This window comes from Pantoea sp. X-Soil-OKNW-556 (assembly GCF_059730695.1).
In genome coordinates, this window is sequence record NZ_AP035990.1 from 3,893,022 (window position 1) to 3,906,694 (window position 13,673).

Consider the following 13,673-nt stretch of genomic DNA (forward strand, 5'->3'; position numbering starts at 1 on the left):
GGCGGCAATGCCGCCCGCGCTGGTTAGCCAGCCGCAACCGCGACAGGTCGCGCATTCCACTCATCAGAATGAACAAGGTTGCCGTCTTTATAGTTCCAGGTGATTTTCTCGTAGCGCAGCTCAATCTCTTCCAGGTGATTACGCTTCTCTTTGGTGGTGTCTTTGATGTCATGCATCAGTGGACTCACCTTCACCACCTTTACTTTTTCCAGCTTGATGTTGAAGTACTCCACTTCGTTCCCACCACTATCGATGAGGTAATATTTCAGTTCAGCACTGTCCAGCGTCTGGCCGGTAGTCACTGCCTTATAGAGATAGGGGCTGGAGGAGTCGATCGCTTTGGTAAACTGCAATGGCGCATGGATACGTGTGCCTGTCACCTTGCCGGTGTTGTCATCGGTGGGGATATGCACCTGATGTTTCATTGCAACCACCTCAATGCTTCCTTCACGGTTTTCAGCCTCGACCGAGCCTTTAATCGCCCCGCCGCCATCGTCCTTCAGCCACAGATAAACTGGAATCGCCATAATTTTCACTCCGTTAAGTGTTGATTACCGTCACCATCCCGTGATGACAGCAGGGTGTCATCTGGCACCTGACAGGCATCTGCCTGCGGCACCAGATGGATTTCGACACGCCGGTTGGTCGCGCGCCCCTCCGAGGTATCGTTGGTAGCAAGAGGACGACTGACACCGTATCCCTGCACCGCAAAGCAGCTCTCCGCTATAGCACCGGTGTCCCGCATCCAGTTACGCACGGCTTCGGCACGTTTCAGTGAAAGCTGCTGATTAAATCCGGGATCGCCGGTATTGTCGGTATGGCCGCTGATCACAATCAGCCAGCCCGGTCTGGCTCGAATGCCAATCAGGGCATTAATCAGTACTTTGGTAGAGCCCGACTTCAGCTCTGCTTTGCCAGAATCAAACAAAGCCAGGCTGTCAAGCTGGGCAATCGTCGGTTGGGGTTCAGGCTGATGTGGATGCAATGGAGAAGGCTGCCAGCTACGGATAGCATTCAAGACGGGCAGGTGCAGACGCTCACCACGATACAGCCCCAGTCCCAGATACAAAGGTGCCCCCTGTCGAGCCCAGTGGTTCAGCTGAGCAGCATCCTCTCTCAGTACCGCAACTGCCGCCGCTTTTGGCGCTACCTCAGTCATGGCAATAGCCTGGTAACTGGCGAGATCAAACGCGATACGACGGATAAGCGACTGGTTGTGCCATGCGCTGCAACTCATCGCGATGATCGCGGAAACAAACAAGCCCGTCAGGACAACCGGCAGCGCCCGGCGAAAAGGGGTAAAGCCCTGCCCGCGAGGTAACAAGGGTAGGAAGAAATCAGGTTGGGCATACTCATCCTGGTTTGCCGACCAGCCAGCAACCGACTGCAAGGCGGTGTGCCTGGACAGCCATTGCCGCCAAAGTGAATCCGGCTGTTCCTGCACCAGCGCGGATTGCAGCGCGCTGAGGATGGCATAAGGTGGCACTGCATCAACATCCGGATGCTGCGCAGTAAAGATCTGGCGCACCTGCTGGCCGAAACCGCGCTCCACCGAGTTAAACAGCACCTGCTGCTGTAGCACGGTGCTATCCGCCTTTGCTAACCACTGCTCGATGGATTGTGGTGCCTGTCCCTGGTACCAGATCTGCGTTCCCGCCTCTGAGGTCGTAACTTGCCACAGAGGAGTTGCCGTCAGCGTGACGTTGCCCGCCACTCTGATGGTTATCAGCAACGGCAACGCCTGCCGCGTTTCACGCCGCAGCACACCAATTTGCCAACGTAATTCATGAAGCTGGTTTTCCAGCGCTGAGTGTTGTGTATGCTGCTGCGGATTAACGCTGATACAGACGGCAATCTGCCCACCCCAGCCAGGACGACATTGCAGCAACTGACGCAAAACATGCTGGAGCTCGCTGCTGGCCATGATGCGTATCCAGCACCCCTGTGGCACGAGTCGGACAAATTCTCCCTGCGGCCAGCCCTCTGCGTCATCGCCGCAAGACAGCACCACCGGCAGGCGATAGTCCGCGTCTGGCAAAGCCTTACTGAATGACGGAGCAGAATGTAGAGGGCGACGGAAAGCAGCCCACCACATCTTCCAACGCTGAAGTGCAGACTTCATCCTTTCACCTCGGGCAGCAGTGTCGCTATCAGTTGATCCAGCCAGCGATCCAGCCCCCACCACAAAGCCAACAACAGCAGCGCGGCAATTCCCAGGCGAACCGGCCAGTGGCTCAACACGCCCTGCGACAAACCGCTGCCAGCCCCAACCAACAGAGGCTGATCAGTGGTGAGCGAGCAAGGGGGAACACGTTCATTGAGCGCCCCGATCAGGTTTTGACGCTCCGTAACGTCCAGCGACGGATAGCCGCCAAGGAATCCCAACAACATCACCCGATGAAAGCACTTCACTACCTGAGCATCCGCAGCGGGCTGGCTAAGTACCTGCCGCATCCGGTCACACAACGTTTCACCGGCATCGATGGTATGCAGAAAGTGCCCCTGAAGCGGCAGGTGATACCACTGCGTGCAGGCATCATCCTGCACGCCACGCCCCTTGACCGCTTCATCGAGTAATGCACAATGCGCGCGCAGGATATCGTGACGGCTTTCGTCACTGACGCCTGCATTACGCAGGACTTTCTGAACCCGCTCGATGTCAGTCACGCAACGCTGCCATAACGCTTTGCCCTCTCCCTCCCTGAATTGTGGCTGATGCCGAAGACCGATGACCTGGAGCCAGCAGTTCAGCATCAGTGCATCAATATCCACGGGACTTTCCAGTTGGTTGTCACTCATGTTCTTAGTACCGCAAAGAGTTCAAGTTCCGGGTCCCCCAGGGTACCGGGGACGTAAAACATGCAGCAGCCGCTCTCCAGCATCGCGCGTGCTGCCGGATGCGACAGGTCGAGTGAGAAATATTGATTTTCCAGCCGCAACGGAATGGCGGCTGGAACATGGCTCAATGGCTGGAGTGGAACCCCCAACTGTGAAGTGTTCACCAGGCTGACAACATCATCCGGGCTACCCACTTTGCACTGACGTGGAACCTGTTCCTGAAGTTGCACCACGGGTAAGGGTGAGCGTACGGAAAGATAGAAATCCGCCTCTTCACGCAAACGAGGATCATTGAGGCGAGCACGCCACTGGCGCAGCCTGCGATCATGGCTCATCTCAATCGCCACCACGCGTGAAGGCAGGCTGGCTTCCAGCAGCTGGGAAAGCAGCCTCAATAACGGCGGAAATACATTGTTGAGATCATCATGCTGATAGCAAGGTATCGCGTTGACCTGGTGCTCAAGGGAAAATGTCAGCAAACTACCTGCCAGCCGTGCCAGTTCCGGATATAACCGCTCTGGCGCGCTTTGCGGATAGCGCAAGAAATTTGCCAGTACCGGCTCAGCGCTGTTCAACGCATTTAACAACCAGAACAACGACACATCTGCGACAGCGAAATCAGCCATACGCTGGTTGCTTTCACGACGCATCCCCATCAGACGAGCCAGCCGCGCACGCAGCTGCGTCATCAGTTGTTCCAGAGAAGTCATTAACCCGCAATGTCCACTCATCACCAGCAGCGGGGGAAGAAACTGACTGTCAATTGTCCAGGTTCCCTGCGCATCCCGTTGCAGACGCACCAGTGGACAGGTCAACCAATCGCTGTTGTCCTGATGGGCAAAGCGCAGCGCCAGCTCCGGATGCAACACGGCAATCTGTTTTGAGTCATCACCAAACAGATTGCGAATGTCGCGCCAGTGCTGACGAAAACGCACCGGACGTTCCGCCACCTGATCGGGTTGCAGACAATTGCCGCCGTTGGCGTACATTTGCGGGAGCGCCAGCACCACGACCCCCTCCTTGTGCTCAGAACTCAATGTCAGTGTCGGAGGGAGTGGATCGGCATTTTGCGTATCAATCAACGTTCCATCGCGAAAACGGACCCGCAGATGCCGGGGCTGAAGCCGACCCTGCCTTAGCGATTCCAGTTCAAACTCAGCCTGAAATACCCCCCAGGGATGATTGAGCCCCATGTTTGCCAGACACTCACTGCGCCAATCCATCCAGGCCGTCTGCTGTTGGAAATGCTGGGGCGAGATCATCACCCCCCGCCCCCACAGCGGTTGTTCGGTTTTCATCCCTGATTACCACCCTTACGATTTCGCTTTTGGCATCTGTGAAACCAGCGACAGGTTGACATCCATGCCTTCCACCTGGAAATGCGGCACCGCGAACAACTTCACGCGGAAAAAGCCGGGGTTATCTTCAATGTCTTCCACCACCACCCGAGCGTCGCGCAGGGGGTGCGATGCCTGAAGATCATCGCCGGGATCAGTCATCTCCGTGACCAGGCTACGTACCCAGGTGTTCAACTCCATCTCCAGCAGACGTCGATCCTTGGTGGTACCGATATTTTCACGCTGGATCATCTTCAGATAGTGCGCAATTCGCGATAGCAGAAAAATGTAAGGCAGTCGTGCGTTGATGCGGCTGTTGGCGGTGGCATCGGCAGTGTCATACTGAACCGGCTTTTGCGTCGAATTAGCCGAGAAAAAGCAGGCATAATCGCGGTTTTTGTAGTAGCTCAGCGGAATAAAGCCGAGATTGGCAAACTCAAATTCACGGGTTTCCGGGATCATCACTTCGGAAGGTATTTTTACCTGATTACCCGTGCCAAGATCGTAGAGGTGGATAGGTAAGTCCTGTACTGCACCACCCGCCTGTGGGCCGCGAATTTGTACACACCAACCATTGTGGATAAAACTGCGCACCATGTTGGCGGCAAAGGCGAAGGACGCGTTAATCCACAGATATTTATCATGATCCGGGCCTTTCACCTCCTCGACGTAGTTAAAGCTACGCACCGGCACGGTATCCGGACCATAAGGCAGACGTCCCAGCACACGGGGCATAGTCAGGCCGATATAACGCGCATCATCACTTTCCCGGAAGGACTTCCACTTGATGTACTCGGCGCGGTCGAAGTAATTGCCGATATCCTTAATGGCGGCGACCTCTTCCATATTTTCTTTCAGGAAAAATGCCGGGCCGACGGAACCGATAAATGGCATATGTGCCGAGGCCGCCACCCTGGCGATATTACGCAACAGGGCAATATCCTGGGCGGAAGCATCAAACTCCCACGCCGAGATCATCGCCGCAATGGGTTCACCACCGGGAGTGTCATACTCGCTGACATATGTTTGCAGATAGAGGCCGCTCTGGATAATCTCCGGTGAATCTTCAAAATCCTGACGCAGAGCTTCTTTGGAAAGGTCCAGTAGGGCAATTTTGACGTTCTGGCGAAAATCGGCCTTATCAACCAAAGATTTCAGACCACGCCAGGTGGACTCAACTTGCTGAAAAACGGGGTGATGCATTACCAGGTCAAGCTGGCGACTGATTTGTTGATCAAGGTGTGCAATGTGGAGATCCAGCAACGTTTTGTCGAGCTTCTCAACTTTCGAACCATGTTGTTTCAGGCATTCCAGTAGCACCTGCATCGCTGCGGTAACGCGTTCATCCGCACTGGCATCGGACATTGCCTGATTGTCCTGCCAGATGTCTAACTCACGAAGTTGCGACACCGGATTGAGATTAATTTTTTCGAACAGGGAGTTATAAATACCGGCCGAAGCTGGTCTTTCAAGCACAGTCGTTTGACCGCCAGTAGCAGTTTCATTCTTTGCAGGCATGACTATTCTCTCGTATTAATCCATTAAATGACGGGTGATTAGGCCTTTTCTGGCACCAGGGAGGTCAGTTCAGCGCGCAATTCATCGCTCAGCGCGGGATCTTTCAGGATGGCTTCAAATTCTTTGCGGAAGGTAACGTTATCGAGCAGGTTGGATTTAAGGTCGCGCAACAAATTGCGCATCGCGAGCATCGCTTTAAGTTGCGGGATTTGGCGGGCAACCTGTTCCGGTTCAAAGTCGCTGATCTCGCGGAAAGTCAGGTTCAGCCACTGTTCGCTGCCGTCAGCGGCAAGTGTATCCGGTACATTCAGATTGATGGCAGGCGAAAACTCCGCCAGTACATTGTTGAAATTGTTTTTGTTAACTTCGACTTTTTCTCGTTCAGAAATCAGGCGAGTTTCCTGACCATGACTAAAATCCCCCGTAACCAATAACTTAAGTGGCAGTTCAACTTTCTTCTGGCTCCCCCCTGTATGTAGGTCCAGTTTGATATTGACTCGCGCCTTCGGGATCTCATTTTGATAAGAATTGCTCATATTTACTCCTTGTAAAAATGGCAGGGAAAATGGCAGGACAAATCTTTCCGTGTGTAATTCTTGCGCAATATAAATGAGAGTTCTGAAGGAATGCAACGCCTGAAATTACATATTTCGGCATGTATCGCAGAAAAAAAGGCTGGCAATAAACAGTTTCGTGCAATTAAATACCAGGAATTTTCATATTTTTTTATGAAAAAAAATAAAAATATCAGATTAATAATTCGTTACCTTGAAAAAAATAACATCAATAAATTTCAAGTCATTACGTAATGCCGTCCAGTTAAAACCATCGCGTAGCTGGCAAGCATTAAGCGAAATCGTCGGCATGATCCTGCTGCTGTTACTACTCACCAGAATCTATTTGCCATTTTTTTGATCAACCCGACATTTACGCAAGCTATACTTTGGTATAGTTAAGACATTATTTCCCTGGTGTTAGCCTGAATAGATTAGGCATCCCCTCTTCCGAGGGGAATTTTTTTTGCAACCCTGACATCAGGGAAGACTATTTTTTGGATATGATTTCTATAATCCTGCGCTTTTCATCCTGATGGAGAAAAGTACAATGCAATCAAACGGAAATATCATGCAGCGTGAGCAGTATCGTTACTGCGTGCCTGGCACACGCGTGCTAAAGTCCTCGTCACAAAAAAATGCCAATTCGGTGCAACAGCATGTCATCCGTTATTTGCCAGGAATTGAAATGCGTATGCGCTATGCGGGAACCAGACAGAAAGAAAAATTAACGGTGATAACCGTCAATAATTTGCGAATCTACTGCTGGTTGTCAGGCATGCCTGAAGGGACCGATAACCAACTTCAACGCCACAGCATTCAGAATCGGAATCACAGCAGTACACTGGAAATTGATGGCGAAGCGGGAGTCATCAGCCGCGAAGAATATTATCCTTACGGCGGAACAGCCATCTGGTTAACTCGAAGCCAAATAGAAGCATGTTATAAAACCCTTCATTATTCAGGTAAAGAGCGCGACATAACTGGCCTGGTTTATTATGGTTATCGATATTATTCCCCCTGGATAATGCGCTGGATGAATCCTGATCCTGCGGGGAGGATTGACGGGCTTAATCTATTTTCCATGGTTGAGAACAATCCTGAAACCTTTAACGATCATGATGGTCTGGCTCGCAAAAATAGTGATAAAACGCATATCACTTATAAACAGGGCTTTATTGCATGGAAACAACAGGAATTATGGAAGAATCCCAACTGGGATGTGAAAACTGGTCGAGCTTTATATGGAAAAATTGATAAAACATCGCTATTGGATGAAAGTTTTATCATTGACCCTCCCAGTCACAATTACGTTTGCTTGTGGGCCAACTGTAATTACCAAAGCAACTTACAGAAAAATTACCATGCTCATCTGAAAGATATTCATTCTGATGGCCGTCCTTTTAAATGTGACTGGGAGGGTTGTGGACTGGATTATATTCACAGTAGTGGTTTGGCGAAACATTATAATATCCATACCCGGGATAAAACCTATTTTTGTGATCAGGCTGGTTGCAATCGCTCTTTTTTCTATCCGAGTGCGCTGGCACAACACCTTGCGAAGCATGAAAACTTGCGAAATTATCGGTGTGAAAAGTGTAACCGAGGATTTAATACCTCTGGTGAATTAAGCCAGCATATTAGAATAGTTCATGCTGTACGAAGAGATTTTTTTTGTCAGGAGAGCGGTTGCAAAAAAACGTTCAAATCCTTATCTGAACTTAAGATCCATATCAATCGATGTCACAAAGAGCATCGCTATTGTTGTGATGACTGCGGATTAAGTTTTTCGACACGTCGTGGATTGAGCATTCATATTAATACCCACACCGGTGATACACCTTATAAATGCCACTTCCAGAATTGCGACTATGAGGCTGGGCATCCCTTTTCTCTAACACGCCATCTTCTAAAAAAACATGAGTACAATGCGCCTGATGGGCGTTGCAAAAACACACGGTTACATTCACACCCGCATTAACGGAAACCTAACTACGTTACGGTTCATTCATCATTTCCCAGATGCTGGCCTGAATAAATCACACATCCCCTCTTTCGAGGGGATTTTTTTGCCGCTATCCGCCCTTCTCCTCATCTGATTTCCCCTCTTACCACCCCGTGCTATCTTAGCCATTCGCTTTATCGCAATCGGACAAAAAACAATGGCAAAACAACGTGTGGGGATCATTTTCGGTGGTAAATCAGCCGAGCATGAAGTGTCATTACAATCAGCCAAAAATATTCTTGAGGCTATTGATACCAGCAAATTTGAAGTGGTGTTGCTGGGCATCGATAAACAGGGCGAGTGGCATCTGAATGATGCATCCGGCTTTCTGCTAAATGCAGAAAACCCCTCACTGATTGCCCTCAATCGCTCTGGCGAGAATGTGGCGCTGGTGCCCGGCCAGGCATCGCAGCAGTTGATCACGCGTCAGAATGCCCACCCGTTGTCGCAGGTTGATGTCATTTTCCCGATTGTTCACGGTACGCTGGGCGAGGATGGCTCGCTACAAGGCCTGCTGCGCATGGCTAATCTACCGTTTGTCGGTTCTGGCGTACTGGGTTCCGCCGTCAGCATGGATAAAGATTTCACCAAACGTCTGCTGCGTGATGCCGGTCTTAAGGTTGCCCCCTGGATTAGCGTCACTCAGGCGCAACGTGCCCGGCTTGATGCACAGGCGGTGGTGGATCGTTTTGGCCTGCCGCTGTTTATTAAACCGGCGAATCAGGGTTCTTCGGTTGGCGTCAGTAAAGTCAGCCGTCTCGAAGAGTTTGCGGCAGCGCTCGATCTCGCCTTTACCTTCGATCGCAAGGTATTGATTGAGCAAGGTATTAAGGGACGCGAAATTGAATGCGCCGTATTGGGTAATGATGAGCCGGTCGCCAGCCCCTGCGGTGAAGTGGTGGTGCACGATGCGTTTTATTCGTATGACACCAAGTACATCAGCGAGAACGGTGCACAGGTAGTTGTCCCCGCCACGATCAGCACAGACGATAGCGAAGCGATTCGCGCCGTGGCATTGCAAGCGTTTCAGGCACTGGAATGCAGCGGGATGGCGCGTGTCGATGTGTTCCTGACTGAAGGCGGGGAAATCATCGTCAATGAAGTCAATACCTTGCCTGGTTTCACCAACATCAGCATGTATCCGAAGCTCTGGCAGGCAGCCGGTCTGGATTATCGCTCGTTGATCACCCGGCTGATCGAACTGGCGCTGGAGCGCCATCAGCAGAGCAGCGCCCTGAAAAGCAGCATGTGATTATCAGGCCACGTCGTTAACCAGCGCGCGTGGCTCGACAGCGGGCGAGGTTTGATTGCGACCGTTGCGCTTCGACAGGTAAAGATTTTTGTCAGCCGCCGAAATCAGGCGGTTCACCACCCCATGCCACTCACGCTCATTCACTGCATTGCCAAGCGCCAGCCCCAGGCTGGCCGTCACGGTGACGGTATTTCCCTGCAACCAGAATTTCTCTCTGACCATCGACTGACGAATCGCTTCGGCCAGTTGATAAAGCTGGCTGTGATTGTAATCAAACACCACCACCACGAACTCTTCGCCACCAAAACGGCAAACCAGACCTCGATTATTCACCACATCCTGAATGCGGCGAGCGATCTCTTCCAGCACACCATCACCCGCATCATGACCGAAATTGTCATTAATGGTTTTGAAATAGTCGACATCCAGCATCACAACACCTGCCGCTCGCTGCGGTGAGAATGGCTCCTGGCGCAGATTTTCATACAACCCGGAACGCGATAACAGCTGGGTGAGAAAATCAAAATTGGCGCGTAATGACAAACGTTGGTTTAGCTGACGGATGGCATCCATACTGACAGCCACCAGCAACGGGCTGATGGTGATGGTGGCGACGCCGAGGCGAACCGAGGTCAGATGGCTGATGGGCAACAAGGCATCATCGCCCTGAATATTCATCACCCCGTGAGAAACCAGGATAATCTCGGTGATGCCCGTGAGCAGCAGCACCAGACTGGTGATGGGGATTGGCAGGACAATCGCACACCAAATCAATGCCGGGACCGGGAACGTCAGGCTACCCGCGCCACCAATCATCGCGCCAATGGTGAGCGACAGCACCACGCCCGTCAGCGGCAGCAGTTTTCCGGGATGCAATAATGAACGCCAGGGGACGGTACGCAGCGGGCGTGCCAGTAATACCGGCAGCAACATCAACGACGTGGAGAATTGTTCGCTGAACCAGTCGCCCCAGGCAGTAATAAAGCGTGCGTTGAAATCCACTTCCTGCGCCCAGGCACCCCAGGTAGCACAGGCCAGCGCCGCCAACAAACAGGCGGGGAAAATACGCATCGCGTTGATCACCTGGCTATTCGCCGAGGGCGGCAGCAGATGCTTAATCAGCATGCTCACCGCGACCAGAATAAACAGGATATTCGCCACATTGAGGGTGACCGCAGGCAGCGCCCAGCCTGAAAATACCGTATCGTTGAACACCATAGCGACAAAGCACACCACATAACTGGAGATGCGGTGCAGATAAGGATTACGCACCATCAACCCGGCAATCAGCGCGTTGACCGGCCAGAACAGCGACAGCTCCTGCGGCACACGCAAATGGCTGCCGATAAAGCAGAAGAAAAGCGTGATGAGGAACAGTGAGAGAGCATTCTTCTTAAAATTATTCTCTGCAAACAGCTTAACGCGCATACGTCTGAACCCTGTAACCTGGAAAGTCGCTGCCATACGCCGGTGGGCATCAGCAGGCATTAAACCTGAAAAGTTAGTAATCTGATTCGTTAATTAAGCTCGTGTTCATCCTTCAACTCTGCGGCTGAATCCATCGCCGGTACTAAAGGATGTTGGAGAAAAGCGGGATAATTATGCCCTGTAAACAAAAAAATCGGATATCCGAGATATCCGATTTTTAAGCCAAAACACAAATTTCAGTGGCTAACCGATTGCTATTTTACCGCGACTGGCCATTGACTCAGACGAATGCCACGTTTATCCGCACTTTCGCCAAAATCCTGGAGTACCGCCTTCACATCCGGATCGAGATACTCAGCATTATCGTGGTCCACAATCACCACGCTATTTTCCGGGATCTCCGCCAGTAGTCCCTGCAATTTGGGATTGTGAATAAAGGTCAGATTCTGCTGGAAGCGCAATACGTAATGGTCGTCATAACGGGTGAGTTGCAACGCATTACGATGGCTTTGATAGAGGCTACACAAAAGCTGGGTCGCAATACCGATGCCAATCCCCGCCAGCATGCCAAACACGATGATGCCGCCAATGGTGGCGAGGAAAGGTACATATTGCTGCGCACCCATACGTATTTGTTCGATGAACAAGCGTGGCGTCGCCAGTTTATACCCGGTATACAACAACACCGCAGCGAGGCTGGCGAGTGGGATGGCATTCAGTAAATCGCTGAACCACAAACCGCAAATCAGCAGCAGCACGCCATGCAGCAGAATCGACACCTTGGTTTGTGCACCCACGCTGACGTTAACCGAACTACGCACAATCACCGCAGTGATCGGCATCGCCCCAAGTAAACCGGCGGTCAGATTTCCCACCCCCTGAGCAAACATCTCTTTATTGGGTGACGGTGCCGGATGTTGTGGACGCAGCTTTTTCAGCGCCTCCTGACTGAGCAATGTTTCCAGGCTGGCAACCAGCGCCAGCGTCACCGCCACCACCCACACCGACGGATTACGCCATGCCAGCCAGTCCGGGGTTTCCAACTCAGCAGCAAGCTGAGCCATGCTGTCAAACTCCGGCAGGGCAATACGCGGCAGGCCAGCCAAACCGAAGAGCGTCGCCAGACAGCCGACCAGTACCGCCACCAACGGCCCCGGTATCCAGCTCAACGCTTTGATCGACTTGACGACAGGCGTGGTCCACAACCAAAGGATCACCAGGCCAACGCCCGCCACCAGCATTGCCGAGGTGGAGAAGGCAAACTCGCCATTGACCAGCGACACCAGCTCCGCATCGCCTGCGGCCCCCAGCGCCACCGGAATCTGCTGGATAATCAGCAAAATACCAATCGCGGCCAGCATTCCTTTGATAACGCTACCCGGCACCAGCGCGATAAAACGTCCGGCACGCAACAAACCAAACAGGCACTGCAACAAACCGGCAAGAATCAATGCGGTGAGAAAGGCGGAGAAACTGCCCAGCGTCTCGATTGACGCCACCACAATGGTGACTAACCCGGCGGCCGGGCCGCTCACGGCGAAGCGCGACGGGCTTAACGCAGTGACCAGCAACCCCCCAATCACCCCGGTGAGCAGACCGGCAAACGGCGGCAGGCCACTGGCCTGGGCAATACCGAGACAGAGTGGCAGCGCCACCAGAAAAACCACCAGACCGGCCGGGATATCCTGGCGCAAGGTATGCAGATTCATGGTATCGATTCCTCTGTAGATTGCTGAATTAACTCTTTGAGATGTCCTGATTGCAGGTCATACACGCAACCAAACACGTCCAGCGTCTGACCGGCCTGCCATGCCGAACGCACCGGTTCGCTGCCAGTCAGTTGAGCAAATTGGGCCAGCACGTTGGCCTCCACCAGACGGTTAAGTTTGTCGCTCTCCTCTTCGTGCGCATCGGCAGCACGATACGCCGCCAGTCCCTGCGCCAGGTCACGGCGCAGAGCTGCAATGCGGCGCGCCAGCGCCGAATCCTCTTTAGCCAGCGTGCTTTCCGGCAGTCCCAGCGCGGCCTGCACCCCGCCACAGCCGTAGTGGCCGCACAACACAATGCGTTGTACGCCGAGATAGAAAATGGCGTACTGCAATACGCTCATTAAGTTGTCGTCATCAGGCACCACCATATTGGCGATATTGCGATGGACAAAAAGCTCGCCGGGATGTGCGCCAGTCAACACTTCCGCCGGAACACGGCTATCGGAGCAGCCAATCCACAAGGAATGGGGTTTCTGCTGATGAAGATATTTTTCGAAATAGTGCGGATTACGCTGGCGGCGCTGTAATGCCCAACTGCGATTTTTCGCTAATAAGGGTTTGAGTGTCGTCACAATTATCTTCTCTTAATGTCCGGGAATATCGCATCCAGGCGAATAACGCCGTGAATAAGACCTGATTCAGGGGAAAAACTGAAGATCCCTCACAGAAAATGGTTATAGACACTTAAGAGTAGTTATGCACCAGGAATATTTCTACGTGCGACAAAATGCCTCTCAATGTAAATTGAGATTCAGTTTACGTCAGAGAAATGTAAGGTTATGCAAGAGATGGCCGCAATGTTACGCCGAATGATACGCATTAAAATCATAAAGTTATTTATTAATTTCAATGGTGAGTTTTTAATGCAATGACAAAAAAATACACGTACTTTGATCAGGACTTTCGATCTTCCATACCAGACAGACCATTTTTACCAGGAAATATCTTAATTATAAAATTTATGATTAGACG

At 52.0% G+C, this 13,673-nt stretch carries 11 protein-coding genes; 2 read left to right on the forward strand and 9 right to left on the reverse strand.

Translation table 11 applies throughout. The annotated features are described in order from the left end of the window. Positions 1-23 precede the first annotated feature (23 nt). From tssD to tssB, 6 genes are read right to left on the reverse strand one after another with little or no spacing between them, the layout of a single operon-like run. Entirely contained in the window at positions 24-527 is a 504-nt protein-coding gene (gene tssD / locus AC6I8T_RS18045) for a type VI secretion system tube protein TssD (RefSeq protein ID WP_208724224.1), read from the reverse strand. A gap of 5 nt (positions 528-532) precedes the next feature. Beyond that, positions 533-2,122 (reverse strand): OmpA family protein, encoded by a 1,590-nt coding sequence (locus AC6I8T_RS18050; protein ID WP_497834211.1) that lies wholly within the window; start codon positions 2,120-2,122, stop codon positions 533-535. Continuing rightward, positions 2,119-2,799: a type VI secretion system protein TssL, short form gene (gene tssL, locus AC6I8T_RS18055; RefSeq protein ID WP_208724226.1), complete on the reverse strand. Its 681-nt coding sequence runs from the start codon at positions 2,797-2,799 to the stop codon at positions 2,119-2,121. Before tssL ends, AC6I8T_RS18050 begins: the two co-directional genes overlap by 4 nt. Then, positions 2,796-4,136: a type VI secretion system baseplate subunit TssK gene (gene tssK / locus AC6I8T_RS18060; protein WP_208724227.1), complete on the reverse strand. Its 1,341-nt coding sequence runs from the start codon at positions 4,134-4,136 to the stop codon at positions 2,796-2,798. Before tssK ends, tssL begins: the two co-directional genes overlap by 4 nt. 15 nt (positions 4,137-4,151) lie before the next feature. Further along, positions 4,152-5,693 carry a type VI secretion system contractile sheath large subunit gene (tssC, locus tag AC6I8T_RS18065; protein ID WP_497834212.1) on the reverse strand — a complete coding sequence of 514 codons (1,542 nt, stop codon included), beginning with the start codon at positions 5,691-5,693 and terminating at the stop codon, positions 4,152-4,154. Positions 5,694-5,731: 38 nt separating this feature from the next. Continuing rightward, positions 5,732-6,229 carry a type VI secretion system contractile sheath small subunit gene (gene tssB, locus AC6I8T_RS18070; RefSeq protein ID WP_021183490.1) on the reverse strand — a complete coding sequence of 166 codons (498 nt, stop codon included), beginning with the start codon at positions 6,227-6,229 and terminating at the stop codon, positions 5,732-5,734. Between the two features lie 568 nt (positions 6,230-6,797). On the opposite strand from tssB, the gene AC6I8T_RS18075 reads away from it, so the two are divergent. Both AC6I8T_RS18075 and ddlA read left to right on the forward strand, forming a co-directional pair. Next, positions 6,798-8,228, forward strand: a complete 1,431-nt coding sequence (locus tag AC6I8T_RS18075) for an RHS repeat-associated core domain-containing protein (RefSeq protein ID WP_497834213.1) — start codon at positions 6,798-6,800, stop codon at positions 8,226-8,228. A gap of 181 nt (positions 8,229-8,409) precedes the next feature. Continuing rightward, complete coding sequence (gene ddlA, locus AC6I8T_RS18080) at positions 8,410-9,504, forward strand: D-alanine--D-alanine ligase (protein WP_021183493.1); 1,095 nt, start codon at positions 8,410-8,412, stop codon at positions 9,502-9,504. A gap of 3 nt (positions 9,505-9,507) precedes the next feature. Here ddlA and AC6I8T_RS18085 read toward each other — a convergent pair whose 3' ends face one another. From AC6I8T_RS18085 to AC6I8T_RS18095, 3 genes are all read right to left on the reverse strand, one after another. Continuing rightward, positions 9,508-10,932 (reverse strand): GGDEF domain-containing protein, encoded by a 1,425-nt coding sequence (locus tag AC6I8T_RS18085; RefSeq protein ID WP_208724230.1) that lies wholly within the window; start codon positions 10,930-10,932, stop codon positions 9,508-9,510. A gap of 254 nt (positions 10,933-11,186) precedes the next feature. Further along, complete coding sequence (locus AC6I8T_RS18090) at positions 11,187-12,635, reverse strand: SulP family inorganic anion transporter (protein ID WP_208725584.1); 1,449 nt, start codon at positions 12,633-12,635, stop codon at positions 11,187-11,189. 2 nt (positions 12,636-12,637) lie between these two features. Beyond that, a complete protein-coding gene (locus AC6I8T_RS18095; RefSeq protein WP_208725585.1) occupies positions 12,638-13,279 on the reverse strand; it encodes a carbonic anhydrase in 642 nt (213 codons plus the stop codon). Positions 13,280-13,673 lie beyond the last annotated feature (394 nt).

Coding starts and splice junctions, on each gene's coding strand:
- tssD (WP_208724224.1), bottom strand. CDS start 527: ATGGCGATTCCAGTTTATCTGTGGCTGAAGGACGATGGCGGCGGGGCG.
- AC6I8T_RS18050 (WP_497834211.1), bottom strand. CDS start 2,122: ATGAAGTCTGCACTTCAGCGTTGGAAGATGTGGTGGGCTGCTTTCCGT.
- tssL (WP_208724226.1), bottom strand. CDS start 2,799: ATGAGTGACAACCAACTGGAAAGTCCCGTGGATATTGATGCACTGATG.
- tssK (WP_208724227.1), bottom strand. CDS start 4,136: ATGAAAACCGAACAACCGCTGTGGGGGCGGGGGGTGATGATCTCGCCC.
- tssC (WP_497834212.1), bottom strand. CDS start 5,693: ATGCCTGCAAAGAATGAAACTGCTACTGGCGGTCAAACGACTGTGCTT.
- tssB (WP_021183490.1), bottom strand. CDS start 6,229: ATGAGCAATTCTTATCAAAATGAGATCCCGAAGGCGCGAGTCAATATC.
- AC6I8T_RS18075 (WP_497834213.1), top strand. CDS start 6,798: ATGCAATCAAACGGAAATATCATGCAGCGTGAGCAGTATCGTTACTGC.
- ddlA (WP_021183493.1), top strand. CDS start 8,410: ATGGCAAAACAACGTGTGGGGATCATTTTCGGTGGTAAATCAGCCGAG.
- AC6I8T_RS18085 (WP_208724230.1), bottom strand. CDS start 10,932: ATGCGCGTTAAGCTGTTTGCAGAGAATAATTTTAAGAAGAATGCTCTC.